This is a genomic window from Sphingobacterium sp. UME9 (genome assembly GCF_014170215.1).
GTDB classification, from domain to species: domain Bacteria; phylum Bacteroidota; class Bacteroidia; order Sphingobacteriales; family Sphingobacteriaceae; genus Sphingobacterium; species Sphingobacterium paramultivorum.
In genome coordinates, this window is the sequence record NZ_LZZP01000013.1 from 1,591,716 (window position 1) to 1,617,409 (window position 25,694).

The window sequence follows — 25,694 nt, forward strand, 5'->3', positions numbered from 1 at the left end:
GCGTTACAGGTTTGAAAAAGACATAAAAAAAACGTCAAACTTTTTACGGTTTGACGTTTCTTAAGAGCGGACGGTCTGCTTACATTTTTCGTCCCTTTTGTTTGGGTTTATCCTGCGGCTTAACAATGTTCTTTTTCTCTGCCTTTTCTTTTTGTATCTGCTCCAAATTCTCCTTTATTTTTTGGGGAACATATATGTCTTCCCACGAAGCTGGCTTGGCTTTGAAATTCATCTGTACGCCCAATTCCTTTAAACCATCTTTCAAATCGTACCCGTGAAGCCTGTTCCAGCCGATGGCATCCATTTTCAGTTCACTTGGAAACGATACAACGATAAGGTCTTTGGGAATTTTGGTAATGCTTTCATAGTCAATTTCGGAGAACTCCTTTGTCTTGGGGTCGTAAGGTATCGTATAGGTTCCCGTAGTGTCATCAAAATAATTTTCGATGTCGGAGAACACGATACCCCTCGAAAGAAAATCATCTTTGGGTCTAAGCATATCCATGCGCAGGTCAACATAGAACGTATGTCCGGCAATATCCACGGTGGGCAGCATCCCTTTATTGACACGCATATCAAATGCCTGCTGGTCAACCATTACATCAAAATCATCTTTACCCTTTATTTCATCCAGTGTCATCCTGTGTTTTTCAGCCATTCTGGCGGGGTCTAATTCCACCATGTTGGCTATCCGCACCGTTGTTGTTTCATTGTTGCTCCATACAGAAGGGATGTTTTTCTCCTGCAAATCGTATTCAAAAACATATCCCGTTCCAATATCACGCATATCGCTCACGGGGATGGTATTTTGCTCGTTGCCCTTTTGCCTTAATTCCATTTTGTTTACATCAACAATGAAGTCGGTATCTTCAATGCGGATGGTCGGTAATGCTCTTTCCATTAGCTATCTCGTTTTAAAAGACAAAAGGGAGCTGTCTTTTCAGACAAACTCCCCAATGTCAAAATTCCCCAAATCACTTTTCCGCAAATTGGAAGAACTGAAATCCGTTTCGGCAGGGAGGCTCTTGTCCAACAACGCTGCAATCTTCCTCGAAGCCCCCTCCATTGAGTTTTCCAACAGACTGTACAATTCGGTTCCCTGTAAACGCTGAACTATATCGACCGCTTTTTGTCGCAAGGCTGGCTCCAACTCATCCTCTTGTAACAAAGTCCCCACGGTGGTCAGTTCATCAAAGGTAACCCCTCTGGCAAACCCATTGTCGCTGTTCGGTAATCCCCGTTCTTTCCATTCTTCTTCCTCGTCCTCGAAATCGGGTTCACTCCCGAAAACATCGTCCAGCTCTTCCTGCGGAATTTCCCTTGCGAAACCTTTCTCTTTGGTTTCCGCTTCAAAATTATCAGCAATATCATCGCTTTTATTGATTTGGCTCTTTGCGGCAGGCATTGGCATTGGCTGGCGTTTTACAGGCTTTGGCAGACCCACAATATCCGGCAGGTCGGGCGTTTTCTGCTGCTGCTTTTGCTGTCTGCCCACGGGTCGGTTGATAACCACCTTGTCTTTGAGCAAAAGGACAATCACGATGATAAGGCATACTACAATCAGTGTTTCCATAGCTATATAAGTGGTTTGTTCATTTTTTCATAATCCTTTACAATGTCCTCACGGAACTGCTCAAAATGTTGTTTGAGTATGTTGTCGAGATAGGCGTACAATGGAATTTTGCCACCGCCTATAATCTGTACTATCAGAGATAATTTGTCGTGGTATTCCTCTCGAACGTAAATACATCTGTTGCCCCGACCTTTCATTGTTTGTCTTCTTAAAAACTGGCTTTCGTAACTGCGTTTTCCAGTTTGCTTGTTGTTCTTTTCCATGACTGTAATCATTTAATATTTATAAAATGGGTTTGTATTTTGCATTGAAACTTTTGGTAATGTCTTCGCCAAATTCCTGAAAATGGTATTCCAGCAGATTGTCGAGATAGGCATATATCGTTATCTTATCCTCGCCGATCACTTGTACAATCCGAGAAAGTCGTTCGTGGAAATCGGGACGTATGTACACCGATTTTCCGTTACGGGCATTGGTTTCCGCCCGTTTAAAAAACAACTGCTCATAGTCTGCTTCGCTCGCTTTCTTGGAACGGCTCTTTTCCCTGCCCACAGGTTTTTCGGGTTCTCTTACTTTTTCCGGTTCGGGCTTTTTTGGCGGTTCGGGCGGTACGTTCAGCCCCTCTTTTTTCACGCCATCGGCGATGATGTTCATCAGATATTCTTCGTCTATCTCCGGTTTGGCTTTCTTTTTTTGCTCGTTTTCCATAGGGTTTACAATTTCACGGTTCTTAAAAATTCATCCATAAACAAGTCCAGTCGGCAGGCTTTCATCAACCGCTCATCGGCAGGCAGCAAGGTGGAGCGGAAGACCGTTTTTGCATCGGCTTCGCCCTCTTTGCGGAAACGCTTGCTGTCCGTGATACGGGTGTGCATCAAATGGATGCCCAAGCTGCCGATTAATTCTTCGTACACTCTGTATAGCGAAGATTTTTCCCTGCCGTCCACTTGGTTCCAAAAGAGGTTCACGCTTTGGATGGATGTTTCCCCTTGCTGGCGGACAACATCGTTCAGCACCTGTGTAAAGACCAGAGTACTTTCCATGACCACACGGTCGGCAATGATGGGCGTAAAAATGTGGTGCATCCCTGCCAGTGTCTTCAGTATTCCTGCGGAATTGACCGTCCCCGGCAAATCGAAAAAGATCACATCCACGGGAACTGTAGAAGATTGCACAAATTTGCCCACTTCATCCAGTACACCGTCTGCCCGATGCTTCAAGATGGGGTAGGCTTTTTTGTTGATGGTTGTAAACTGCTTATGCGCCAGTTTTTTGTACACCTCGTTACCCATGATGCTTCCCATGTCCCTTGTTCTCATCTGCACAAGACTGTGCTGGGGAAAATCGCAATCGAAAACGGCAACGTTATAGCCGAGCCGATAATGGAGCAGGCTTGCCATGAGTGTGGTAAAGGTGCTTTTGCCCACGCCTCCCTTTTGGGAGGAAAAGGCGATAAACAATGGTTGTTTCTTTGTGTCCATGTGCATCTGTATTTAATTATTTATCTATTTATTTGTCGCTATACCTTTATAGCTGCTTACTCAATTTGGTACGATAGTGCAACCGCCCATCTGTACTTTTTTAATTACGGGCTTTTGTATTTGGGTATTTGCTTAAAAACATACATCCCGTTTTGTATCCGTAATCATAGCTGTATGCCGAAAAATGTAACCGTACATTTTTGCCTGCTTATCTGCATAAAGGCATACCTGATTTTATGCAGGCTCATCCAATCACATACATCTTTATTTAGCTGACTTTCTACTTATGTATTTTGGTAGCTGTATAGCCACGTTTGTACGTACATATTCAGATAATCGCTGATGCCTGTACAAAGGAATGTAGATAAATGCACCCTTTCTCTAACCTGTCCTTTAGTGGCACTACGTGGCAGGGTTTGGCACTGCGCACCAGTGTGATGTTTCCGAAAAGCAGCCTTTACTTTGTAATGGCTCAATAAAAAAGCAAATGGAAAAATCAGTTTGGATAGCAGGCAACAGGTGGAACGGCATTGAGCCGTTTTTTCTGCTTTACTTAATCCGTCCCGCAGGGCGGATTTTCTGTTCAACCGAACAGAGCAAGTTATGTTTTTAGCTGCTCGAATTAAATTCCGCATCTAAAAACAACTTGCCCTTGCAGGGAGCCGGAAAACACCCTCCGAAGTCGGGGTTTGTTGATAATTAACTAAAGTTGAGCTCGCAAGGCTCGGTTATAATGGAATGAGATATGGAAGACAACAAAAGAAATCAAATAAGCAAAGTCGGTCGCAAGCCTAAAAAAGACCCTGCCACCAACCGTTATTCGATTAGTCTGAACGACGTGGAAAATGCACAGTTCCTTACGTTGTTTGAACAATCGGGGATGAAAGTAATGGCACATTTTATCACTGCCTGCATCTTTCAGAAGACAGTAAAGACCGTAAAAATTGATGTAGATGCCGTTGATTTTCATACGAGGCTTACCAATTTGTACAGCCAGTTCAGGGCAGTTGGCGTGAACTACAACCAAATCGTGAAGTTATTGTACCGCAATTTCTCGGAGAAAAAGGCAGCAGCCTACCTCTTTAAACTGGAAAAACAGACCGCAGAAATGGCTGCATTGTGTCAAAAAGTGATTGAACTAACGGCGGAATTTGAGAAAAAACACCTGCAAAAAGAGAACTGAAATGATAGCAAAGATTGGTAAAGGAGAAAATCTGTATGGTGCAATCTCCTATAATCAAAAGAAGATTGATAGTGAAAACGGACAGGTTTTGCTGCTGAACAAGATACCCGAAACGTTGGACAATACCTATTCGGTAAGTTACTTGCATCAAAAGTTTGAACCCTATTTGTCTGCAAATATCAGAACCGAAAAACCTGTACGTCATATCTCGTTGAACCCTGATCCTATGGATAATGTCTGCGATGCACAGCTTATCGCTATGGCGAAGGAGTATATGGAACGTATGGGATATGGCAAACAACCGTATATTGTATTCAAGCATACGGATATTGAGCGTAGCCATATCCATATCGTAACCGTCTGTGTAGGAATAGACGGTAAGAAGATAACGGATAGTTACGACCATCCACGGTCTATGGCAATTTGCAGGGATCTGGAACAAAAATATAATCTGATACCAGCCACCGAAAAACAGCACACGGGCAAAGAGCAGGTTTTCCGTCCCGTGGATTACCGAGCAGGAGATATTAAGAGCCAAATCGCATCGGTGGTCAGATACCTGCCAAAATATTACAGCTATCAAAGTCTTGGTGCTTACAATGCGCTGCTTTCCCTGTTCAACATTACCGCAGAGGAAGTAAAGGGCGAACTGAACGGACAACCCAAAAACGGGATGGTCTATTTTGCGCTGAGCGAACGTGGCGAAAAAGCCAGCAATCCCTTTAAGGCTTCCTTGTTCGGTAAACAGGCTGGGCTTGCAGAACTGCAAAACCATTTTGCTAAATCCAAAGAACAGATGAAAACCTCCCCAGCAAGAACCGTCCTAAAAAATACCATTGAAGCGGCGATGCACACCGCCAGTAATGAAACTGATTTTAAAAAGCAGTTGACGGAACAGGGCATCAACACCGTAGTACGGAGCAATGACGAGGGGCGTATTTATGGTATGACCTTTATCGACCACGAGAGCCGCAGCGTTTGGAACGGTTCGGCTTTGGGCAAGAACCTGTCTGCAAACGTCTTTAACACTTGGTGGTCGGCGCAGGCAGTGGAGCAACGTCAAACGATGGAACAGCCCACCACCAAGCATGAGCCAGTAACATCCAAAAATAATACGGATGAAAAGAAGGAAACCCACGGACTTTTTGATTTCTTAAATCACAAAGAACAGCCTGCCGATGATTTCGGATTGATTGACGGTTTGGGTGGATTGTTACCCGATGCACAGGGCGAAGACTACGAGGAACAGGCTTTTGCAAACCGCATGAAGAAAAAGAAAAAACGAGGAAGAAAGCAATAATATTCTTGAAACGGACAAAGACCAGGATTAACATCTTGGTCTTTGTCCGTTTTAGGCGAATGCTGCCAAACAATGCCTCCCCAAGCCATCCGCTAACTATTTGAACAAGCCCTTTTAAATAGCCTTTAAATTCCCTGCATCACTAAAAAAATTAAATGATATGCAAGGAGAAGACGATTTAAGAGGGTTAGCCAAAATCATGGCTTTTATGCGTGCGGTAAGTATTCTTTTGGTACTGATGCACTTTTACTGGTTCTGCTATGGGTTCTTTCAGCAGCGTGGCTGGACACTGGAAGTTATCGCCAAGATACTGACCAATTTTGACCGGACGGCAGGGCTGTTCGGCAATACACTTTACACCAAAATATTTGCACTGGTTCTACTGGCGTTAAGCTGTTTGGGAACCAAAGGCGTAAAGAACGAAAAGATAACATGGCGAAAGATATACATTGCCTTAGCGATAGGTTTTGTGTTGTTCTTTCTCAATTTCCCGTTGCTCAAATTATCGGCTGGTATTGCCGCAACGCTTTATATCCTTACAACGGCTGTGGGTTACATTGCCCTGCTCATGGCTGGGGTGTGGATGAGCAGACTGCTCCGCAATAGCCTGATGGACGATGTGTTCAATAATGAAAACGAGAGTTTCCAGCAGGAAACCAAACTCATGGAGAATGAATACTCCGTAAACCTGCCATCCAAGTTTTATTATAAAGGCAAATGGAACAATGGCTGGATAAACATCGTGAACCCATTTAGGGCAACCATTGTTTTAGGCACACCCGGCTCCGGAAAATCCTACGCCATCGTGAACAACTACATCAAGCAACAGATTGAGAAAGGTTTCAGTATGTACATCTACGATTTTAAGTTTGACGACCTTTCCACGATTGCCTATAACCATTTGCTGAACCATGCCGATAAGTATAAGGTAAAGCCGCAATTCTTTGTCATCAACTTTGATGACCCACGCAGGAGCCACCGATGCAATCCGCTCAATCCCGATTTTATGACGGACATATCCGATGCCTACGAAGCTGCCTATACCATTATGCTGAACCTCAATCGTAGCTGGATACAGAAGCAGGGCGATTTCTTTGTGGAAAGCCCGATTATTCTTTTGGCTGCCATTATTTGGTTTCTGAAAATATTCGACAACGGTAAGTACTGTACGTTCCCACACGCCATAGAATTACTGAACAAAAAATATGCAGACGTATTTACGATACTTACCTCATACCCAGAATTGGAAAACTATCTATCGCCGTTCATGGATGCTTGGCAAGGCGGAGCGCAAGACCAGTTGCAGGGACAGATTGCATCGGCGAAAATTCCGTTGTCAAGAATGATTTCACCAAGTCTATATTGGGTAATGACGGGCGATGATTTTTCATTGGACATCAACAACCCGAAAGAGCCAAAGATTTTATGTGTCGGAAACAACCCCGACCGCCAAAATATCTATTCGGCAGCATTGGGTTTGTACAATTCACGCATTGTAAAGCTCATCAACAAAAAGGGACAATTAAAGAGTTCGGTTATCATTGACGAATTGCCCACGATTTATTTTCGGGGACTGGACAATCTCATCGCAACGGCGAGAAGTAATAAGGTTGCCGTATGTTTGGGCTTTCAGGATTTTAGTCAATTGACCCGTGATTATGGCGACAAGGAAAGCAAAGTAATCCAAAATACCGTGGGTAATATTTTCTCTGGTCAAGTGGTTGGCGAAACCGCTAAGAGCCTAAGTGAACGCTTCGGGAAAGTATTGCAGAAACGCCAAAGCATGACCATCAACAGGAATGATAAATCGACTTCTATATCGACCCAATTGGATAGTCTGATACCAGCTTCCAAAATTTCAACGCTTACACAGGGAATGTTCGTGGGTTCGGTGTCCGATAACTTTGATGAACGTATTGAGCAAAAGATTTTTCATGCCGAAATTGTGGTGGATAATGACAAGGTAGCCGCAGAAACCAAAGCCTACAAAAAGATACCTCAGATATTATCTTTTGTAGATGAAAGCGGAACCGACAATATGAAACAGGAGATTGAAAACAATTACCGTCAGATAAAATCGGACATTCTGCATATCGTGGAAAGCGAAATGGAGCGGATTAAGAATGACCCTGATTTACAGCATTTGGTGCAACAAAGTTGATTAAATATAGCATACATTCAATTCGTTTATTTTAGTATTTGCTTAAATAAACGAATTGATTATCTTTGCACGTATGAAAAACAATTCTTGCATACGACAACAGGCAGACATTAAACAAATCAATCGCTGTAAAGACAGGGTTTTAGAACTTAACGGAACTTTTGATCATTTATCACAAGGACTTGAATTGGCAGGCAATAACGTAAGATTGAAAATTTTGTATCTGCTTTATGAAGAAAAACAGCTTTGTGTTTGCGACCTAAGCGACATTCTCGGTATGACAATTTCCGCAGTTTCACAACATCTACGAAAGCTCAAAGACCGAAAACTCATTGAAACCGACAGACAAGCACAGACAATTTTTTACTCATTGACAATAGAGTATGAAAAAATGCTCAACCCCTTTTTCAAAATTCTTGACGAAAATAAAATCTTGGAAACAATATGAAATCTGAAAACAAACTTTTAGGCGCAGGACTTTTGACTGCCTTCGCATCTTCTCTTTGTTGCATTACGCCGGTTTTAGCACTTGTTGCAGGAACAAGCGGACTTGCTTCTACATTTTCTTGGCTTGAACCAGCAAGACCGTATTTTATTGGCTTGACAGTATTAGTGCTTGGTTTCGCTTGGTATCAAAAAATAAAATTTAAAAAAATTGACTGCAATTGTGAAACAGACGAGAAACCTAAATTCAAACAAAGCAAAACGTTTCTTGGTATTGTAACAGTGTTTGCAGGACTAATGCTTGCCTTTCCAATGTATGCTCATATTTTCTATCCAAAGACAGAAAAGCAGGTCATGGTTGTTGACAAATCCAACATTGAGACTGTTGAGTTTGCAATTAGTGGAATGACTTGCGCCGGTTGCGAAGAACACGTAAATAACGAAGTGAATAAACTATCAGGCATTGTCAAAACGACTACATCATACGAAAACGGAAATGCAATTATAGAGTTTGATAATTCAAAAACTTCAACTGCAGAAATTGAGAAAGCGATAAATTCGACCGGTTATTCAGTTACAGACAAAAAAGAGAAATAATGGAAATCATTTTACAATCAACAATTACCTGTCCCGCCTGTGGACACAAAAAAGAAGAGACGATGCCGACAGATGCCTGTCAATATTTTTACGAATGTGAAAAATGCAAAACTATTTTGAAACCGCAACAAGGTGACTGTTGTGTTTATTGCAGCTACGGTAGTATAGCGTGTCCACCAGTTCAGCAGGGCCAAAATTGTTGCCAATAAAGTTTGATATTTACAAAAGTTAACGATAATTTATGACATCACTTTTTATTAAGAATATGGTTTGTAACCGCTGTATTATGGTGGCGCAAAACGAATTGAATAAACTTGGTTTAGAAGTTAAAAATATCAAGCTTGGAGAAGTAATGCTCGATCAGGAGCTTACTGTCGAAGAAAAGAAAAAACTGGAAGAAGCCCTAATTTCTTTAGGGTTCGAACTAATTGATGATAAGAAAAGCCGTATCATCGAGAAAATTAAAAACGCTATTATAGAATTGGTACACCATCAGGATAGCGAAATCAAGACCAATCTTTCTGACATATTGAGTAGTAGGTTGCACCACGACTACAACTATTTATCAAACCTGTTTTCAGAGGTAGAGGGTACAACTATTGAAAAATACTTTATTGCCCAAAAGGTTGAAAAAGTAAAAGAATTGCTGGTGTACGATGAGTTGTCTTTGAGTGAAATTGCTTTTCGTCTGAACTATTCGAGTGTATCTTACCTAAGCAATCAATTCAAAAAAGTAACAGGACTGACACCGAGCTATTTCAAACAGATAAAAGAAGATAAAAGAAAGCCATTGGATAAAGTGTAAATAAATTTTACAAATCAATTCCAAAATTTCACAATAGCACCCGTTGATATAATAGCCAATTTCGCATTGTTAATTAAAGCAAGCAGAATATGGCAACTAATAATAAAGAAACAATATACATTCCATTGGAGGATGTGGAAAGCGAACATTGTGCATTAATCGTTGAAAAAGGGTTGACACAAGTAAAAGGCATAGAAACCCACAAAGTAGAGCTAAATAACCGCAGGGCAGCTATTACAGTAGATAGCAATGAAACAGTAGGCGAAGCTGTTAAGGCAATTAAAGATTTAGGTTACGGAGTTCCTACGGTTAAAAGTGCTTTTCCGGTATTGGGCATGACCTGCGCATCCTGCGCGGGCAGTGCCGAAAGCATTGTTAAATACCAACCGGGAGTAGTTGATGCTTCCGTGAATTTTGCAACGGGCAATCTTACGGTAGAATATCTACCCAATATGACCAATGCTTCCACGCTGCAAAAAGCAGTACAAGGAGTTGGTTATGACTTATTGATTGAAGACGAAACCACACAGCAGGAAACGTTAGAAGCTATCCACACTGAAAAATTCAGGAAACTCAAAAACAAAACCATTTTGGCAATCATCCTCTCTTTGCCTGTGGTGGTAATCGGTATGTTCTTTATGGATATGCCTTATGCAAACCTGATAATGTGGCTTTTCTCAACTCCGGTACTTGTCTGGTTAGGAAAAGACTTTTTTATCAATGCGTGGAAGCAGGCAAAACATCGTTCTGCCAATATGGATACACTGGTTGCATTAAGTACTGGTATTGCTTACCTGTTCAGTGTTTTCAATATGCTGTTTGCCGACTTTTGGCATCAACGGGGACTGCATGCTCACGTATATTTTGAAGCCGCAGCCGTAATTATCGCATTTATCCTCTTGGGGAAACTGTTAGAGGAAAGAGCCAAAGGTAATACATCTTCAGCCATTAAAAAGCTAATGGGCTTACAGCCTAAAACGGTTATTGTGATAGAAGCTGATGGCACAGAAAGACAGAAGGCTATTGAAGATGTAAGTGCGGGTGATATTATACTCGTAAAGCCCGGCGAAAAAATTGCGGTGGATGGTATGGTAACATCAGGTAATTCCTATGTGGACGAAAGTATGTTAAGCGGTGAGCCTGTACCTGTATTGAAAAAAGAAAAAGAAAAAGTATTTGCAGGAACGATTAACCAAAAAGGCAGCTTTCAATTCAAAGCGGTGAAAGTTGGCAAAGAAACCATGCTTGCACACATCATCAAAATGGTACAGGATGCACAGGGAAGCAAAGCTCCAGTACAGAAATTGGTAGATAAGATTGCAGGTATCTTTGTTCCCACAGTGATAGGTATTGCCATCCTGACATTTACGCTATGGTTGATTTTGGGAGGCGAAAACGGGGTTGTTCAAGGTCTGTTGGCAGCCGTTACGGTATTGGTCATTGCCTGCCCCTGTGCTTTAGGCTTAGCGACACCCACCGCTATTATGGTAGGCGTTGGTAAAGGTGCTGAAAATGGCATTTTGATAAAGGATGCCGAAAGTTTGGAACTGGCCAAAAAAGTAAATGCCATCGTTTTGGACAAAACCGGAACCATCACCGAGGGCAGACCAGAGGTAACAGGCATTCAATGGCTCAACAATGACGATACCACCAAAGGCATTTTAGTAAGCATTGAAAAAAAATCGGAACACCCATTAGCCGAAGCAGTAGTAAAGCATCTTAACGAAGCGGAAAACACAACTTTAACACAATTCGAGAGCATTACAGGTAAAGGCGCAAAAGCAGACCATAACAACGAAACCTATTATGTAGGCAATAAAAAGCTATTGGCAGAAAACAACATCGCTATTGCTGACGAATTACAAAACAAAGCCGAAGAATGGGGCAAACAATCCCAAACCGTTATTTGGTTTGCAAACAGCAAACAGGCTCTTTCGGTAATTGCCATCTCCGATAAGATTAAAGAAACATCGGTGCAAGCTATCAGGGAAATGCAGGATATGGGTATAGACCTGTATATGCTGACCGGAGATAATGAGGCGACCGCCAAAGCCATTGCAGCGCATACTGGTATTAAGCATTACAGAGCCGAGGTATTGCCACAGCATAAAGCCGATTTTGTGAAAGAGTTACAAAGCAAAGGTAAAATAGTGGCAATGATAGGTGATGGTATCAACGATAGCACCGCATTGGCAACAGCCGATGTAAGTATCGCAATGGGCAAAGGTTCGGACATCGCAATGGAGGTAGCCAAAATGACCATCATTTCATCAGACCTTACCAAGATACCACAGGCAATACGATTGTCAAAACAGACCGTAGCCACCATTAAGCAAAACCTGTTTTGGGCGTTTATTTACAACCTAATCGGTATTCCGGTGGCAGCGGGCATCCTTTACCCAATTAATGGTTTCCTGCTTAACCCGATGATAGCGGGCGCAGCAATGGCGTTGAGCAGCGTAAGCGTGGTAAGTAACAGCCTGCGGTTGAAGTGGAAGAAGTAAACCTGTAGTGAGCCTGTCGGATTATCAGTAAAAGTTACAAATCAAACAAGAAATATTACAATACGCTCTAAATAGAAATAACCAACTTTACATAAATCAAAAATTTAAGTATTATGATACAGACAAAATTTCAAAATTGTATTGAGGCTTGCCAACAATGCGTGGTAATGTGTAATCAATGTACAGTAGCCTGTTTGAACGAAAAAGATGTTGAACATTTAAAGAAATGTATTCAGCTCAATCTGGAATGTGCTGCCATTTGTTCTGCGGCAGTAAATGTATTAAGTCTTGACGGAAAATTTAGCAAAGAACTCTGCAGGTTATGTATTGACATCTGCAATGCTTGTGCGGACGAGTGCGAGAAACACGTTGCGATGGGTATGGAGCATTGTAAGCAATGTGCTGATGCCTGTCGTGAATGTGCAAAGGCTTGTAAAGAAATGCTTGCCACCGCATAGCAAAAAAATCCTTCGGGAAAAATTAGCTATCAGAGCCACTTTTATCTTTTTAAACCATTGAGGTTAGAAAGGGTAAAAGTGGCTTTATTAGTTGAAATAGAAATCAGTAAAAGTCACAAATCAAACCCAAAATAACACAATAAAGCCAAACGGAATTGTGGCGAAATTTGTACCAATAAACAACATTTAAAATTTAACGAAATGGAAAATAAACAATTTCAATTCAAGACAAACATTAATTGCGGCGGCTGTATAGCATCTGTGAAACCACACCTGGACAATACCAAGGGCATCTGCCATTGGGACGTGGACACCAACAATAAGGACAAGGTGCTTACCGTGAAGTCCGAGGGCATTACCGAGCAGGAAGTAATATCGACTGTGCAAAAGGCAGGCTTCAAAATAGAACCTTTGGAAGCCTAAGCCAGCAACTTTTTGAAATGCCCTTTTTCCGACCGAATTTCTATGAGGTTGGGTTGCTGAAAAAGGGCATTTTATCAATTCTGAAAAAAGGCGATAGGTTATTACGTATATAGCATTTTTTTGTCCATATAGCAAAAAAAACGTGAAACGATATAAAAAACCAATTTAATTTGTAACTTTGTTGCGTTGAAAAATTATAGAATACATATAGGCATTTTGACATTGTTCTGTCTGGTTTTCTTTATGATGCCAAGCCAGAGCTATGCCTGTGCCAAAAATTCAACACAAACCGAGCAGTCTTCCTGCTCAAAAGAAAAATCCAAAAAATCAGAACATAAAAAAGGTTGCAAGGGCAAATCCTGTAAAAAATGCAAAAGTGACAATTGCGGGGGCGGTTGTTCACACAGCTCTTGCAGGTGCGTTGCTTCAACCACTTCCCTAAATGTCCCAACCGTAATCGAATTAAAGACAAAAAATCACTTAGCAGCAGCTAAAAAGCAAAAATTCGGTTTCAAAGAAGCCTATTATTCTTCGGGCTTTTTCTCCATTTGGCTACCGCCTAAAATAAGCTAAAACTATGGCTTGACAGCCATAGGTGTGTCTTGTCAAAAGCTGTTCCGGCTTTTGCAAATCCCCTATTTGTACTATTTATTTTAAAATTCAAGGAAAATGGGTTTGCTAATACCTCTTTTCCGAAAACGTATATTATTATGAGATCATTATCAAAAATAGTGATGGTAATCGCTGTATTACTATCATCAATAAACAGCTTCGCACAGGTAAAAAATGCGAAAACAGAAACCGTAAAAATTTATGGTAATTGTGGTATGTGCAAAACTACCATCGAAAAAGCAGGGAATGTAAAAAATGTAGCGAGTGTGGAATGGAACAAAGATACCAAGATGGCTACACTCACTTATGACGGCGACAAAACAAATCAGGACGAAATCCTGAAACGTATCGCTTTGGCTGGTTATGACAGTGAGAAGTTCCGTGCGCCGGATGACGTATATGCTAAATTGGCTGGTTGCTGCCAGTACGATAGACCAGTGAAAACGGTTGCCAAAAACAAGGAGGCGGGAATGGACATGAATGCCGAACATGGCAATCACGACCATAGCCAAATGGCAGCACCCGCTAAAAAAGATGCAGCTCAAAACCAATCACAGCTAAAAGCTGTATTTGACAACTACTTTTCAGTGAAAGACGCTTTGATAAAAACAGATGCGGCAACCGCATCCGCCAAAGCGGCTGAATTGTCAGCATCTATTAAAGTAGTTGATATGAGTAAGCTGTCGGCAGAAGAGCATACTGTTTGGATGAAAGTAATGCAAGACTTAGCAGCCAATGCAGAAAGTATTTCAAAATCAAAAGATGTTGCAAAACAGAGAAATGCTTTTGCTACACTTTCGGGCAATATCTACGCACTGGCTAAAGTATCCAAGCAGGATGCCCCCGTTTATTACCAACATTGCCCGATGTACAATGGCGGGGCAAACTGGTTAAGCAAGGAGAATGCAGTTAAAAATCCATATTACGGCGCACAAATGCTTACCTGTGGAAGCACGGTTGAAACCATTAAATAAATAGAATCGCAAAATTCAAGTTTAAATCCAGCAATGGAAGCAATACTAAAGTATAGCCTTGCCTGCCGGTATCAAATACAGTTTATAAATAAATTAAAAAATAAAAGAAATGAAAAATATAACATTATCAATCGTAGCAGCCGTTATGGCTATTATAGCAGTATCATGCAATCAGTCATCCAATAAAAACAATGAGCAATCAACTGTCACTTCTGATGTGCCAGCTATACAGGAACCATCAAAGGAGAATGACAGCGAAACTTCTACCGATAATGAAGCTATTGCGAAAGCAGGGAATTTCTCTATCTCACCCATCATTACCGATTACCTGACCCTGAAAAATGCACTTGTTTCAGATGATGACAAAGCTGCCGCCAATGCAGGAAAAGCGCTCTTAGCTACTTTCAATAAAGTGGACATGAATACCATTCCAGCAGATAAGCATAAAGAATACTTGGACATAGCAGACGATGCAAAAGAACATGCGGAGCATATTGGTGATAATGTTGGGAATATAGCGCATCAAAGGGAACATTTAGCTGTAATAAGCGAGGATGTAAAAGACCTGATTGCTCTTTTCGGCACATCAAAGAAATTATATCAAGACCACTGCCCGATGTTCAATGATGGTAAAGGGGCTATTTGGTTAAGCGAAGGCAAAGAAATCAAAAACCCATATTATGGTTCAGAAATGCTTACCTGCGGTAATGTGCAGCAGGAATTAAAATAGAAAAGACATGGTACAAAAAATAATTGAGCTGTCTTTAAAAAACAGATATATCGTGCTGCTCATAGCCGCAGGATTATTTGTTTGGGGCATTTCAGCTGTCAATAAAAATCCAATAGACGCAATCCCTGATCTAAGCGAGAACCAAGTAATCGTTTTTACTGAGTGGATGGGACGCAGCCCACAAACAATAGAGGATCAGGTTACCTATCCCTTAGTAAGCAACTTGCAGGGAATACCGAAGGTAAAGAACGTCAGAGGTACTTCGATGTTTGGGATGAGTTTCGTTTATATCATTTTCGAGGATGATGTGGATGTATATTGGGCTCGTACACGAGTTATGGAACGGCTTAATTATGCCCAACGATTATTACCACAGGATGTAACACCAACGCTGGGGCCGGATGGCACCGGTGTTGGTCATATTTACTGGTATCATTTGGATGCTCCAAAGATGGATCTTGGGGAGCAGCGTGCGTTGCAGGATTGGTATATCAAACTGGCTTTACAGACCGTTCCCGGCGTTGCAGAAGTAGCTTCCTATGGTGGATATGAAAAGCAATATCAAGTAGTGGTTGATCCAGTTAAACTCCAGTATTACAATATTTCGCTTATGGATGTGATGAACAAAGTAAAAGCGAATAATAACGATGTAGGCGGTCGTAAATTCGAAATGACCGATATGGCATATATCATCCGGGGCTTAGGGTACGTAAAGAACATCGGTGATATTGAGAAAATTGCAGTGGGCAATTATAACGGTATTCCTGTACGGGTAAAGGATATAGGCAGTGTGCAAATGGGCGGAGACCTACGGCTTGGCATATTTGACCAAAACGGCGAGGGAGAAGTTGTGGGTGGTATTGTAGTCATGCGTTACGGTGAAAATGCAGATAAAGTAATAAAGGCTGTAAAGGAAAAAATGAAAGACGTTGAAAAAGGATTGCCTCCAGGGGTAACTTTTAAAACTTCTTATGATAGAAGCACACTGATTGAGGCTGCCATCGACAACATCAAAAATAAACTTGTGGAGGAGATCATTGCAGTTGCGTTTATTGTTATCCTTTTTCTATTTCATTGGCGCAGCGCACTTAGTATCATTATCCAAATTCCCATCACGATTGCGATTAGCTTTATCATACTGAACGCCTTCGGTCTGTCGTCAAATATAATGTCCCTTACGGGAATTGCATTGGCTATCGGAGTAATCGTAGACAACGGGATTATTATGTCAGAGAACTCATATAGAAACCTCTCTGTTTGGCAGAACGAGCGTAAACAAAAAAAATCAACTCCATGAAAATAAATTGGTTTAAAAAGAAAGCCGATAAAGATATTGGCTATGAAAAGATACCGGAGGATATACGACTTAGTATCATCGAGAAATCATGTAAGCAGGTTTCAAGAGGTGTCTTCTTTTCAACGATTATAATAATCACATCGTTTCTTCCCGTTTTCCTGCTTACAGGTCAAGAAGGCAAACTTTTCCATCCACTCGCTTACACAAAAACATTTATAATGGTTGTGGATGCTTTATTGGTATTGACCCTTGCTCCCGTACTCATCTCTTTTTTCATGAAGGGAAAGTTTAAAGATGAGCAGAAAAACCCAATAAATCGTGGGCTGGAGAGATTTTACGAACCACTCATCAGGTGGTGTGTGAAATGGAGAAAAACAGTATTGGGCATCAATATCGTAGCACTCATTATCAGTATTCCTATGATATTGAACCTCGGTAGGGAATTTATGCCTCCGCTTGATGAGGGTTCGCTACTCTTTATGCCTGTAACCTTACCAGATGTTTCAAATTCGGAAGCGAAACGGATATTGCAGGTTCAGGACAAAATCATAAAATCTGTACCTGAAGTCGCACACGTTTTAGGTAAGGCTGGCAGGGCAAATACGGCAACGGATAATTCTCCTATCAGCATGATTGAGACTATTATATTACTAAAGCCTCAAAATGAGTGGAGGGACGGCATGAAGAAGGATGACATTATCAATGAGTTGAATGCAAAACTTCAAATACCCGGTGTAACCAATGGCTGGACAATGCCCATCATCAACCGTATCAATATGCTCTCTACAGGTATCCGCACCGATGTAGGGGTAAAAGTGTATGGACAAAACCTTGACAGCATCTATTCTCTATCCCAAAAGATCAAAAAAGAACTTGAAGGGATAGCGGGTATTAAAGATATGTATGTTGAACCGATTACCGGGGGCAAATATGTTGACATTGTCATTAACCGTGATGAAATTGCCAGATACAATTTAAGCATAGACGATGTAAACAGTGTGGTTGAAAGCGCACTGGGAGGCATGAAACTTACAACTACTGTAGAGGGAAGACAACGTTTTTCTGTCAATGCCCGTTATGGACAAGACTTTCGTAATAATGTTGAAGCGTTGAAACGCTTGCCAGTTCAAACAATGGATTTTGGTTCAATTCCGTTAGGAACCATAGCCGATGTGAGATTGTCAGACGGCCCACCTATGATCAATTCCGAAAATGCCATGTTAAGAGGTACGGTTCTGTTCAATGTCAGAGAAAGAGACCTTGGAAGTACCGTAGAAGAAGCCAAAGCCAAACTGGACAATATGATTGGCAAGATGCCGCAGGGATATTTCTTGGAATGGAGTGGTCAATATGAGAACCTCATCAGGGGTGAGCAGACATTGAAAATGATTATGCCAATTGTCCTTATCGTTATCTTCCTTTCAATGTATTTTGCTTTTCACTCCATGAGGGAAGCTTTCTTCAACCTTATCAGTATTCCTTTTGCATTGATTGGGGGCGTATTTATGATTAGTATTTGGGGAGTTAATCTTTCTGTCGCTGTTGCTGTTGGATTTATTGCCCTGTTCGGTCTCGCCGTTGAAACCGGCATTGTAATGGTAATTTATCTTAATGATGCCATGCAGCAATTGGTTTCATTAAAAGGCAACAGCCGTGAGACAATAACCAATGCAGACCTTAAAGAATACGTAATACATGGTGCGGCAAAACGCTTGCGTCCTAAGATAATGACCGTATGTGTGACTTTATTCGGTCTGGTTCCTATTTTATGGAGTACCGGAGTAGGTAGTGATATGATGAAACCAATTGTATTGCCGATGGTGGGCGGTGTGTTTACCTCAGCAATTCACATTCTTTTGGTTACACCTATAATATTCCTGATGCAAAAAGAATATGAGTTGAAGAAGTTTGGAAAGATTGACGTATTGGATGCAGCACATTAAAATTAAACATCAGCAATGAAAAAAATAATTTTTACAGCATTTATAGTCTGTCTTTTTAACAACATAAATGCACAGGTTCTAAACTTGAAAAATGTTATAGACAGTATCGAGACCAATCATCCCATTGTGGCGATGTACGATAATGAAATCCATTCAATGGATGAAGCAGCTAAAGGCGCACGAAGCTGGATGCCCCCTACAATCGGAGTTGGGCAGTTCATGACCCCTTATAATGTTAACCTTTGGAAGCGTGATGGCAATATGAATGGAATGGGGTCTGTAATGCTATCAGTAGAACAGATGATCCCGAACAGGAAAAAATTAGATGCCGAAGAAGCCTATATGAAAGCCATGTCATCTGTTGAAAAGGAGAATAAAGGGGCTGGTGTAAATGAACTGATACAGGATGCAAAATTACTTTATTATGAGTGGATTGTCCTGTTGAAACGCAATGCGGTGGTCGTAGAAAATGAAAAGATGCTGGGCTTCATGATTGACAATGCAGAGACCCGATATAAAAATGGTGCCGGTAAAATAGGTGCATATTATAAAGCAAAAGCAGCACTCGGAACTGCCAAGAATATGCAGATTATGTATGAGAATGACATCAAAGAAAAGCGTATCAGGTTAAATGCCCTGATGGGTCGAAATCCAATGACTTTCTTTGAAATCGATACGGTTGTTTCATTTAATGATTATTCGGATATCGTTTTTGATAATTCATTGTTTAATAATAACCGGAGCGACTTGAAATCCTTAGACCAGCAGATACTATTGACCGGGCTAAAACAGGAGACCGAGAGGCAAAGCCTGAAGCCTGAATTTGGTGTGCGGTTCGAGAATATGTATGGTTTTGGCGGACAGCCTATGCAGTACACAGCGATGGCAATGGTTAAACTACCTTTTGTAGGTTGGGCATCCAAGATGAATAAAGCAAATATTTCCAGTTTGAAATGGAAGGCAGAAGCGCTTAATGCCCAAAAAGAAATGATGATTAATGAGTATAGCGGTATGGCTTATGGAATGCGCAATGAGTTTGACCTTAAAAAGAAGCAATTGGAACTTTATCAAAGTGAAATCATCCCTGCATTAAAGAATAATTTTAAGACCATGCAGCTCGGCTACGAGCAAAATACCGAAGAATTGTTTATGCTTTATGATGCTTGGGAAAAGCTGAACATGACGCAGTTGGAGTATCTCGATATTTTGTCAAAAGCTTTTGAAATGCAAGTAACAATAGACCGTTTAATTGAAAGAAAATGAGATATATAATTTGTTTTTTGATGGTCGCCCTTTTCTTGTTGGGTTGTAACAACGACAAAACGAGCGGTCATTCCGATAGTAGTAATAATGTCGAAAGCGATTTAGCCTATACCTGTCCCATGCCACAGGATTTCTTTTTCAGTGATAAGCCGGGCAAGTGTCCGAAGTGCGGAATGGAATTGATTAAAAACGAAAAAAATGATAAAGCCTATAGCTGTCCGATGCATCCGGAAGTTACGAGCGATAAACCCGGTAAATGCCCCAAGTGCGGAATGGATTTAGTACAGGAAGGAGCACATGAACATACAAATGAAAGCATTGAGCTTGATGGGCTGTTAAAACCTACTAACGAATTTGTCATATCCTCAATTCCAACTATCTCTATGCAATCCAAGTCGAGAGAGGTAACCGTGCAGGCTCTTGGGAATATTGATTATGATACAAGGGAAAAAGGAAATATCTCTGCCCGAATTTCCGGTAGGATTGAAAAACTATATGTGCGCTATAAATTCCAAAAGGTAACAAAAGGGCAAAAGATCATGGAGATTTATAGCCCTGAACTTATGGAAGCCCAACAGAACTTACTGTTTGTACTTAAAAACGATGGTTCAAACAATATGATGATAAATGCGGCTAAACAAAAATTGCTTTTACTTGGAATGAGCGAAAACCAGCTACGTGGAATAATTCAAAGGGGTAAATCAGACTTCACTATGTCGGTCTACAGTAATTATACGGGACACATCCACGAAGCTGAGGCAACGGGTTCAATGGGAACCAGTCAATTACCACCAAGCACCATGGCAAAAAACACAGCAGCATCCGCAGAACTTTCCATGAAAGAGGGAATGTACGTCAAAAAGGGACAAACAATTTTTGAGGTGTTCGACCCTGCAAGGGCATGGGTACTATTAAACATTTTTTCTGAAGACGTACCTCTTGTCAAAATTGGACAACCTGTTACCATCGTACCGGAGGTAAACCCTGATAAAAAATTTGAAGGGAAAATCGGGTTTATAGAGCCTTTTTTCAGACAGGGGAATAAAACATTGTCCGTGCGTATCTATTTTGATAATAGTCAGATGCAATTACCGATTGGAAGCCAGGTAAAGTCCGAGATTGCTGCTGATGACATTTCCGGCAAATGGATACCAAAAGAAGCTGTTGTTTCTCTCGGCTTAACCAAAGTTGTATTCAAGAAAGTTGATGAAGGATTTGTGGCAAACAAAATCGAAACTGGTAATGAAGCAGAAGGATATGTAGAAGTATTGTCTGGACTGTTACCGACTGACGCCATTGCCAAAAATGCGCAATACCTTATGGACAGTGAAAGTTTTATAAGAATAAAAAATGATTAGAACATGAAATATCATCTTACCATAATAGTAGCTATTATCCTATCGGTTTTATCATCATGTAAAGATAAAGGCCATAGTCATGCAAGCAATGATGGCAGTTACTATACCTGCTCCATGCACCCACAAGTTGTATCCGATAAACCCGGACAATGCCCAATATGCCACATGGATCTTGTGCGTGTTGAAAAAAACCAACACGCAGACCCCGATGCCTTACAATTGAACGAGGAACAGATCAAGCTGGGAAATATACAGACGGATACCGTAAAAGGAGGACTTTTAGGAGATAAAGCCACCTTGACCGGAGTATTAAATTTCGATCAGAACAAAATGCAGTCTGTTAGTTCCAGAGTGATGGGACGGGTTGAAAAGCTATATTTTAAAAACATCGGAGACTTTGTATCAAAGGGTGCGCCGTTGGCAGAAATTTATAGTGAGGAGCTGAACAATGCCAAACAGGAATATTTGCTGGCACTTGAAAAGAAAAAGACGTTTGCGGATGTCAACGCAATAGATTTTGACCAGCTTATACAAAGTGCGAGGAACAAGCTTTTACTGTGGGGCATGACCGATCATCAGATTGAGGCTTTACAAAAGACTGGCAAGTCATCAAAGACAACTACTTTCTACAGTACGGCTTCTGGTTACATAACAAACTTGGAAGTTATTGAAGGTGGCTATCTTGAAGAAGGCAGCACCATTGTTGATTTGGCAGACCTATCAACAGTTTGGGCAGAAGCGCAGGCTTATTCATCGCAGATGTCAATTATCAATAAGGCAAAAACTGCAACGGTACAAATACCGGATCTTAATAATAGAACGGTAAAAGGTAAAATTGATTTTACCAATCCTGAACTTGACCCAGGAACAAGAATTAATCTCATAAGGGTATCATTACCTAATCCAAATAAGGAGCTGAAACCGGGAATGCCCGTGTATGTTTTTCTTGAAATGCCATTGATTAAAGGTATCGCCATGCCGATAGATGCTGTAATTCGGGATGGCAAAAATGCGACCGTGTGGGTTCAGACCGCAGACAGAACATTTAAAAGCAGAATGGTTCAAACCGGAGCAGAAATAGATAACCGAATAGAAATAGTATCGGGATTAAAAGAAGGCGACATTGTTGTTGTTTCAGGTGCTTATCTTTTAAATAGCGAATATATTTTTAAGAACGGCGCTGATCCAATGGCAGGACATGATATGAGTAGTATGTAACAATTAAGGAGAGGAAAATATAAGCTCAAAACTTAAAGAAGACCCAATAGACAAAAAATGGATATAGTATAAATTTTAAATCATTTGTTATGGTAAAATACACTTGTCCCATGCACCCGCAGGTGCTAAAGGACGAACCCGGAAAATGTCCGCTTTGCGGAATGACATTGGTTCCCTTAAACAATCCATCAGTTTCCCATAAACATGACGAAGCACAAGAGCATAATGGACACAGCCATAATGACCATGTGAAAGGCTTTGACAAACACCAAGGACATCATACGGGCGACTTTCTAAAGCGTTTTTGGATTAGCCTCGTGATAACTGTCCCAATCCTGCTGCTTTCGCACATGATCCAACAGTGGCTCGGTTTCCATATAACTTTCACTGGCGATAAATATGTACTGTTGGTATTGGGTACTGTTATTTATATCTATGGTGGCTTACCGTTCTTAAAAGGAATGGCAGGCGAAATAAAAGCTAAAGCCATAGGGATGATGACACTTGTTGCCATTGCCATATCCGTAGCCTACATTTATTCGGTAGCAGTAGTTTTCGGTTTACAGGGAATGGATTTCTTTTGGGAACTGGCTACCCTTATCGACATTATGCTTTTAGGGCATTGGCTGGAAATGCGTTCCCAAATGGCTGCATCAAGGGCATTACAGTCATTGGTGGCATTGCTACCAAATGACGTTACCGTAGAACGCAACGGTGAAGCTGTAAAAATAAAACTCGAAGACCTGCAAGGTGGCGAGACCGCCATTATAAAGCCCGGCGAGAAAATTCCTGCCGATGGATCGGTCATTGAAGGACTTTCCTATATCAACGAAAGTATGCTTACCGGAGAAAGTGTTCCTGTAAAAAAAGAAGCTAATAGTAAAGTTATTGCAGGTTCTATCAATGGAGATGGCGCATTGAGAATTAAAGTAACCGCAGTTGGCAAAGACAGTTACTTGAACAGAGTTATCAACCTTGTACAAGAGGCACAGGCTACCAAATCCAATACACAGAACCTTGCTGATAAGGTAGCAAAATGGCTAACCTTTATTGCCATTGCAGCAGGTGTAGGTACATTCATTTATTGGTTTGCCAATAATGGCGATATTGCCTTTGCATTGGAGCGGATGGTTACAGTAATGGTAACAGCCTGTCCACACGCATTGGGCGTGGCTATTCCTTTAGTAGTTGCTATTTCTACTACGTTATCGGCAACCAATGGACTGTTAATCCGCAACCGCACAGCATTTGAAACAACAAGAAAGCTATCTACCGTCATTTTTGATAAGACGGGTACACTTACCAAAGGTTCCCATTCGGTTGAAAAGATTATCCCTCTGACAAATGAATATAATGCCGATGCTGTAATCCAGTATGCTGCTGCCGTACAGCAAAATTCTGAACACCATATAGCAAAAGGAATAATGGCTATCTTAAAGGAAAAGAGCCTTGCATTATGGAAATCTGAAAATTTCAACTATATGCAGGGTATTGGCGTAAAGGGAGTGGTAAACGGTAAAAATGTAGTAGCCGCCGGCCCGAACTATTTTACAGAAAATAATCGCTCGTTACCGGAAATCCCGAAAGAAATTAACCAAGAAGCCGAAACGGTAAACTTTGTCTTAATAGATGATGAGGTAATCGGGATAGTCACTTTGGCAGACAGCATCCGTGAGGGTTCGGGACAGGCGGTTGATGAACTCAAAAAAATGAACATCAAATCCTTTTTGCTCACTGGCGATAATGAAAATATTGCTGCTGCGGTAGCCGAAAAATTAGGGATGGACGGCTATTTGGCAAATGTTCTTCCGCACAACAAACAGGAGAAAGTAAAGGAATTTCAAGCAAAAGGTGAAATTGTGGCAATGACAGGCGATGGCGTGAACGATGCTCCTGCATTAGCGCAGGCAGATGTTGGCATTGCCGTTGGCTCAGGTACAGATGTAGCCGCCGAAACTGCTGACATCATTTTGGTGGACAGCGACCCAAGGGACGTTATCAAACTCATCGACTTCGGCAAGCGTACCTACAAAAAAATGGTTCAGAACCTGATATGGGCTGTTGGCTACAATGTGGTAGCAATACCACTTGCCGCAGGCATACTTTATCCAAAATTTATTTTAAGTCCGGCAATGGGTGCAGTGCTAATGAGCGTAAGCACTATTGTCGTGGCAATTAATGCAAGTCTTTTAAAAATCAAAAAGTAAGTAAAAATGAAAAAAATAGCATTATCAATCGTAGCAACCTTTATGGCAATTGTAGCAGTATCATGCAACCAGTCATCAAATAAAAACAATGAGCAAACTGTAAGCGATACACCTGTTGTATCAGAAGCTGGATCATCAGCCCAACCAAAAGATGCGGACACAACTACTACGCCTGCCGTTGCAAATACAGATACAAAAGAAACTGCAAACTTCTCTATTGCACCCATAGTTGCCGATTATTTGGCTTTAAAAAATGCACTTGTTGCTGATGATGACAACGCCGCTTCAAATGCAGGCAAAAAATTATTGGCTACTTTGAACAAGGTGGATATGAAATCCATTCCTGCCGACAAACATAACAAATACATGGACATCGCTGATGATGCTAAGGAAAATGCAGAACATATCGGTAATAGTGCGGGAAAATTAGACCACCAAAGAGAGCATTTCGCCTCGCTTAGCGAAGATGTTAACGACTTGATTACATTGTTTGGCACTCCTCAAGCACTCTATCAAGATCATTGCCCGATGTTTAACGATGGCAAAGGCGCTATTTGGTTAAGCGAAAGCAAGGAAATCAAAAACCCTTATTACGGTTCAAAAATGCTAACCTGCGGTAAGGTTGAGAAAACCATTACCAGCAAATAAAATTAAAAATTATGGAAAATATGCAGAAAAGCCATGGAATGCAGCATGATCAGAAACACGCAACAGCCATGTACAGACGATTTATAATTATGGCTGTCGCAATGTTCGTTGCCATGTACTTTATCATGTATGCCATGATAGACGAGCTGAAAAATCTTATTCCTAATATCAATAATCTTTACATGACCTTGCTAATGACATCGGCGATGTTAATTATTGAATTAATAATCATGAGAAAGATGTATGCTAACAAAAAAATCAATTGGGTTATTGTAATAGTCTCCATCAGTGTTGCCACCTTTTCATGGTTTGGTATCAGGGAACAGATCAATGTTGGAGATAAAGAGTTCGTAAAAGGGATGATACCCCATCACGCTGCGGCAATTTTAATGTCGGAAAAAGCCCATTTAACCGACCCGGAATTGATACAGTTGCAAAAAGAAATTCTTAAAACCCAAGCAGAAGAAATAGAATTAATGAAGCGTAAGCTCAAAGAATTTGAAAAAAATAATTAA

Annotated in this window: 25 protein-coding genes; 20 read left to right on the forward strand and 5 right to left on the reverse strand. The window is 41.0% G+C overall.

The features are described 5' to 3' along the window. Positions 1–79: 79 nt before the first annotated feature. The 5 genes from A9970_RS25870 to A9970_RS25890 are packed head-to-tail and all read right to left on the reverse strand — an operon-like array spanning position 80 to position 3,054. Positions 80–901, reverse strand: coding sequence for a hypothetical protein (locus A9970_RS25870; protein ID WP_095439127.1), 822 nt, complete (start codon positions 899–901; stop codon positions 80–82). Between the two features lie 39 nt (positions 902–940). Continuing rightward, positions 941–1,573, reverse strand: a complete 633-nt coding sequence (locus A9970_RS25875; RefSeq protein ID WP_095439128.1) for a conjugal transfer protein TraD — start codon at positions 1,571–1,573, stop codon at positions 941–943. Positions 1,574–1,575: 2 nt separating this feature from the next. Further along, the gene (locus A9970_RS25880) at positions 1,576–1,836 is read right to left on the reverse strand and encodes a DUF3408 domain-containing protein (RefSeq protein WP_259655478.1); all 261 of its coding nucleotides are present in this window, start codon (positions 1,834–1,836) and stop codon (positions 1,576–1,578) included. A gap of 19 nt (positions 1,837–1,855) precedes the next feature. Then, positions 1,856–2,281, reverse strand: coding sequence for a DUF3408 domain-containing protein (locus tag A9970_RS25885; protein ID WP_095439130.1), 426 nt, complete (start codon positions 2,279–2,281; stop codon positions 1,856–1,858). 5 nt (positions 2,282–2,286) lie between these two features. Then, positions 2,287–3,054, reverse strand: a complete 768-nt coding sequence (locus A9970_RS25890; RefSeq protein WP_095439192.1) for a ParA family protein — start codon at positions 3,052–3,054, stop codon at positions 2,287–2,289. Between the two features lie 745 nt (positions 3,055–3,799). On the opposite strand from A9970_RS25890, the gene mobA reads away from it, so the two are divergent. From mobA to A9970_RS25985, 20 genes are all read left to right on the forward strand, one after another. After that, positions 3,800–4,237: a conjugal transfer protein MobA gene (gene mobA, locus A9970_RS25895; protein ID WP_095439131.1), complete on the forward strand. Its 438-nt coding sequence runs from the start codon at positions 3,800–3,802 to the stop codon at positions 4,235–4,237. A 1-nt stretch (position 4,238) separates the two neighbouring features. Beyond that, positions 4,239–5,537: a conjugal transfer protein MobB gene (gene mobB / locus A9970_RS25900; RefSeq protein ID WP_095439132.1), complete on the forward strand. Its 1,299-nt coding sequence runs from the start codon at positions 4,239–4,241 to the stop codon at positions 5,535–5,537. A gap of 160 nt (positions 5,538–5,697) precedes the next feature. Continuing rightward, the gene (gene mobC / locus A9970_RS25905; RefSeq protein WP_095439133.1) at positions 5,698–7,698 is read left to right on the forward strand and encodes a conjugal transfer protein MobC; all 2,001 of its coding nucleotides are present in this window, start codon (positions 5,698–5,700) and stop codon (positions 7,696–7,698) included. Positions 7,699–7,771: 73 nt separating this feature from the next. Continuing rightward, a complete protein-coding gene (locus A9970_RS25910; protein WP_095439134.1) occupies positions 7,772–8,146 on the forward strand; it encodes a metalloregulator ArsR/SmtB family transcription factor in 375 nt (124 codons plus the stop codon). Next, positions 8,143–8,739: a mercuric transport protein MerTP gene (gene merTP, locus A9970_RS25915; RefSeq protein WP_095439135.1), complete on the forward strand. Its 597-nt coding sequence runs from the start codon at positions 8,143–8,145 to the stop codon at positions 8,737–8,739. Before A9970_RS25910 ends, merTP begins: the two co-directional genes overlap by 4 nt. Next, entirely contained in the window at positions 8,739–8,948 is a 210-nt protein-coding gene (locus tag A9970_RS28975; RefSeq protein WP_095439136.1) for a GDCCVxC domain-containing (seleno)protein, read from the forward strand. The genes merTP and A9970_RS28975 overlap by 1 nt, the downstream gene beginning before the upstream one ends. A 32-nt stretch (positions 8,949–8,980) precedes the next feature. Continuing rightward, entirely contained in the window at positions 8,981–9,544 is a 564-nt protein-coding gene (locus A9970_RS25920) for an AraC family transcriptional regulator (protein WP_182984188.1), read from the forward strand. Positions 9,545–9,633: 89 nt separating this feature from the next. Next, positions 9,634–12,048 (forward strand): heavy metal translocating P-type ATPase, encoded by a 2,415-nt coding sequence (locus A9970_RS25925; RefSeq protein WP_182984189.1) that lies wholly within the window; start codon positions 9,634–9,636, stop codon positions 12,046–12,048. Between the two features lie 113 nt (positions 12,049–12,161). Next, positions 12,162–12,506, forward strand: coding sequence for a four-helix bundle copper-binding protein (locus tag A9970_RS25930; RefSeq protein WP_088162388.1), 345 nt, complete (start codon positions 12,162–12,164; stop codon positions 12,504–12,506). 201 nt (positions 12,507–12,707) lie between these two features. Beyond that, entirely contained in the window at positions 12,708–12,929 is a 222-nt protein-coding gene (locus A9970_RS25935) for a heavy-metal-associated domain-containing protein (RefSeq protein WP_182984190.1), read from the forward strand. 710 nt (positions 12,930–13,639) lie between these two features. Continuing rightward, positions 13,640–14,515 carry a DUF3347 domain-containing protein gene (locus A9970_RS25940; protein ID WP_182984191.1) on the forward strand — a complete coding sequence of 292 codons (876 nt, stop codon included), beginning with the start codon at positions 13,640–13,642 and terminating at the stop codon, positions 14,513–14,515. A 109-nt stretch (positions 14,516–14,624) separates the two neighbouring features. Beyond that, positions 14,625–15,245, forward strand: coding sequence for a DUF3347 domain-containing protein (locus A9970_RS25945; protein ID WP_182984192.1), 621 nt, complete (start codon positions 14,625–14,627; stop codon positions 15,243–15,245). 7 nt (positions 15,246–15,252) lie between these two features. Next, the gene (locus tag A9970_RS25950) at positions 15,253–16,542 is read left to right on the forward strand and encodes an efflux RND transporter permease subunit (RefSeq protein ID WP_182984193.1); all 1,290 of its coding nucleotides are present in this window, start codon (positions 15,253–15,255) and stop codon (positions 16,540–16,542) included. Then, complete coding sequence (locus A9970_RS25955) at positions 16,539–18,485, forward strand: efflux RND transporter permease subunit (RefSeq protein WP_095439143.1); 1,947 nt, start codon at positions 16,539–16,541, stop codon at positions 18,483–18,485. Before A9970_RS25950 ends, A9970_RS25955 begins: the two co-directional genes overlap by 4 nt. Before the next feature lie 15 nt (positions 18,486–18,500). Then, on the forward strand, positions 18,501–19,748 hold the full coding sequence (locus A9970_RS25960) for a TolC family protein (RefSeq protein ID WP_095439144.1): 1,248 nt from the start codon (positions 18,501–18,503) through the stop codon (positions 19,746–19,748). Continuing rightward, on the forward strand, positions 19,745–21,106 hold the full coding sequence (locus A9970_RS25965) for an efflux RND transporter periplasmic adaptor subunit (protein ID WP_220801698.1): 1,362 nt from the start codon (positions 19,745–19,747) through the stop codon (positions 21,104–21,106). The genes A9970_RS25960 and A9970_RS25965 overlap by 4 nt, the downstream gene beginning before the upstream one ends. Positions 21,107–21,109: 3 nt before the next feature. Beyond that, positions 21,110–22,324, forward strand: a complete 1,215-nt coding sequence (locus A9970_RS25970; RefSeq protein ID WP_095439145.1) for an efflux RND transporter periplasmic adaptor subunit — start codon at positions 21,110–21,112, stop codon at positions 22,322–22,324. Between the two features lie 89 nt (positions 22,325–22,413). Beyond that, complete coding sequence (locus A9970_RS25975) at positions 22,414–24,531, forward strand: heavy metal translocating P-type ATPase (protein ID WP_095439146.1); 2,118 nt, start codon at positions 22,414–22,416, stop codon at positions 24,529–24,531. Between the two features lie 6 nt (positions 24,532–24,537). Continuing rightward, positions 24,538–25,179, forward strand: coding sequence for a DUF3347 domain-containing protein (locus A9970_RS25980; RefSeq protein ID WP_095439147.1), 642 nt, complete (start codon positions 24,538–24,540; stop codon positions 25,177–25,179). 11 nt (positions 25,180–25,190) lie between these two features. Beyond that, positions 25,191–25,694 carry a DUF305 domain-containing protein gene (locus A9970_RS25985; RefSeq protein ID WP_095439148.1) on the forward strand — a complete coding sequence of 168 codons (504 nt, stop codon included), beginning with the start codon at positions 25,191–25,193 and terminating at the stop codon, positions 25,692–25,694.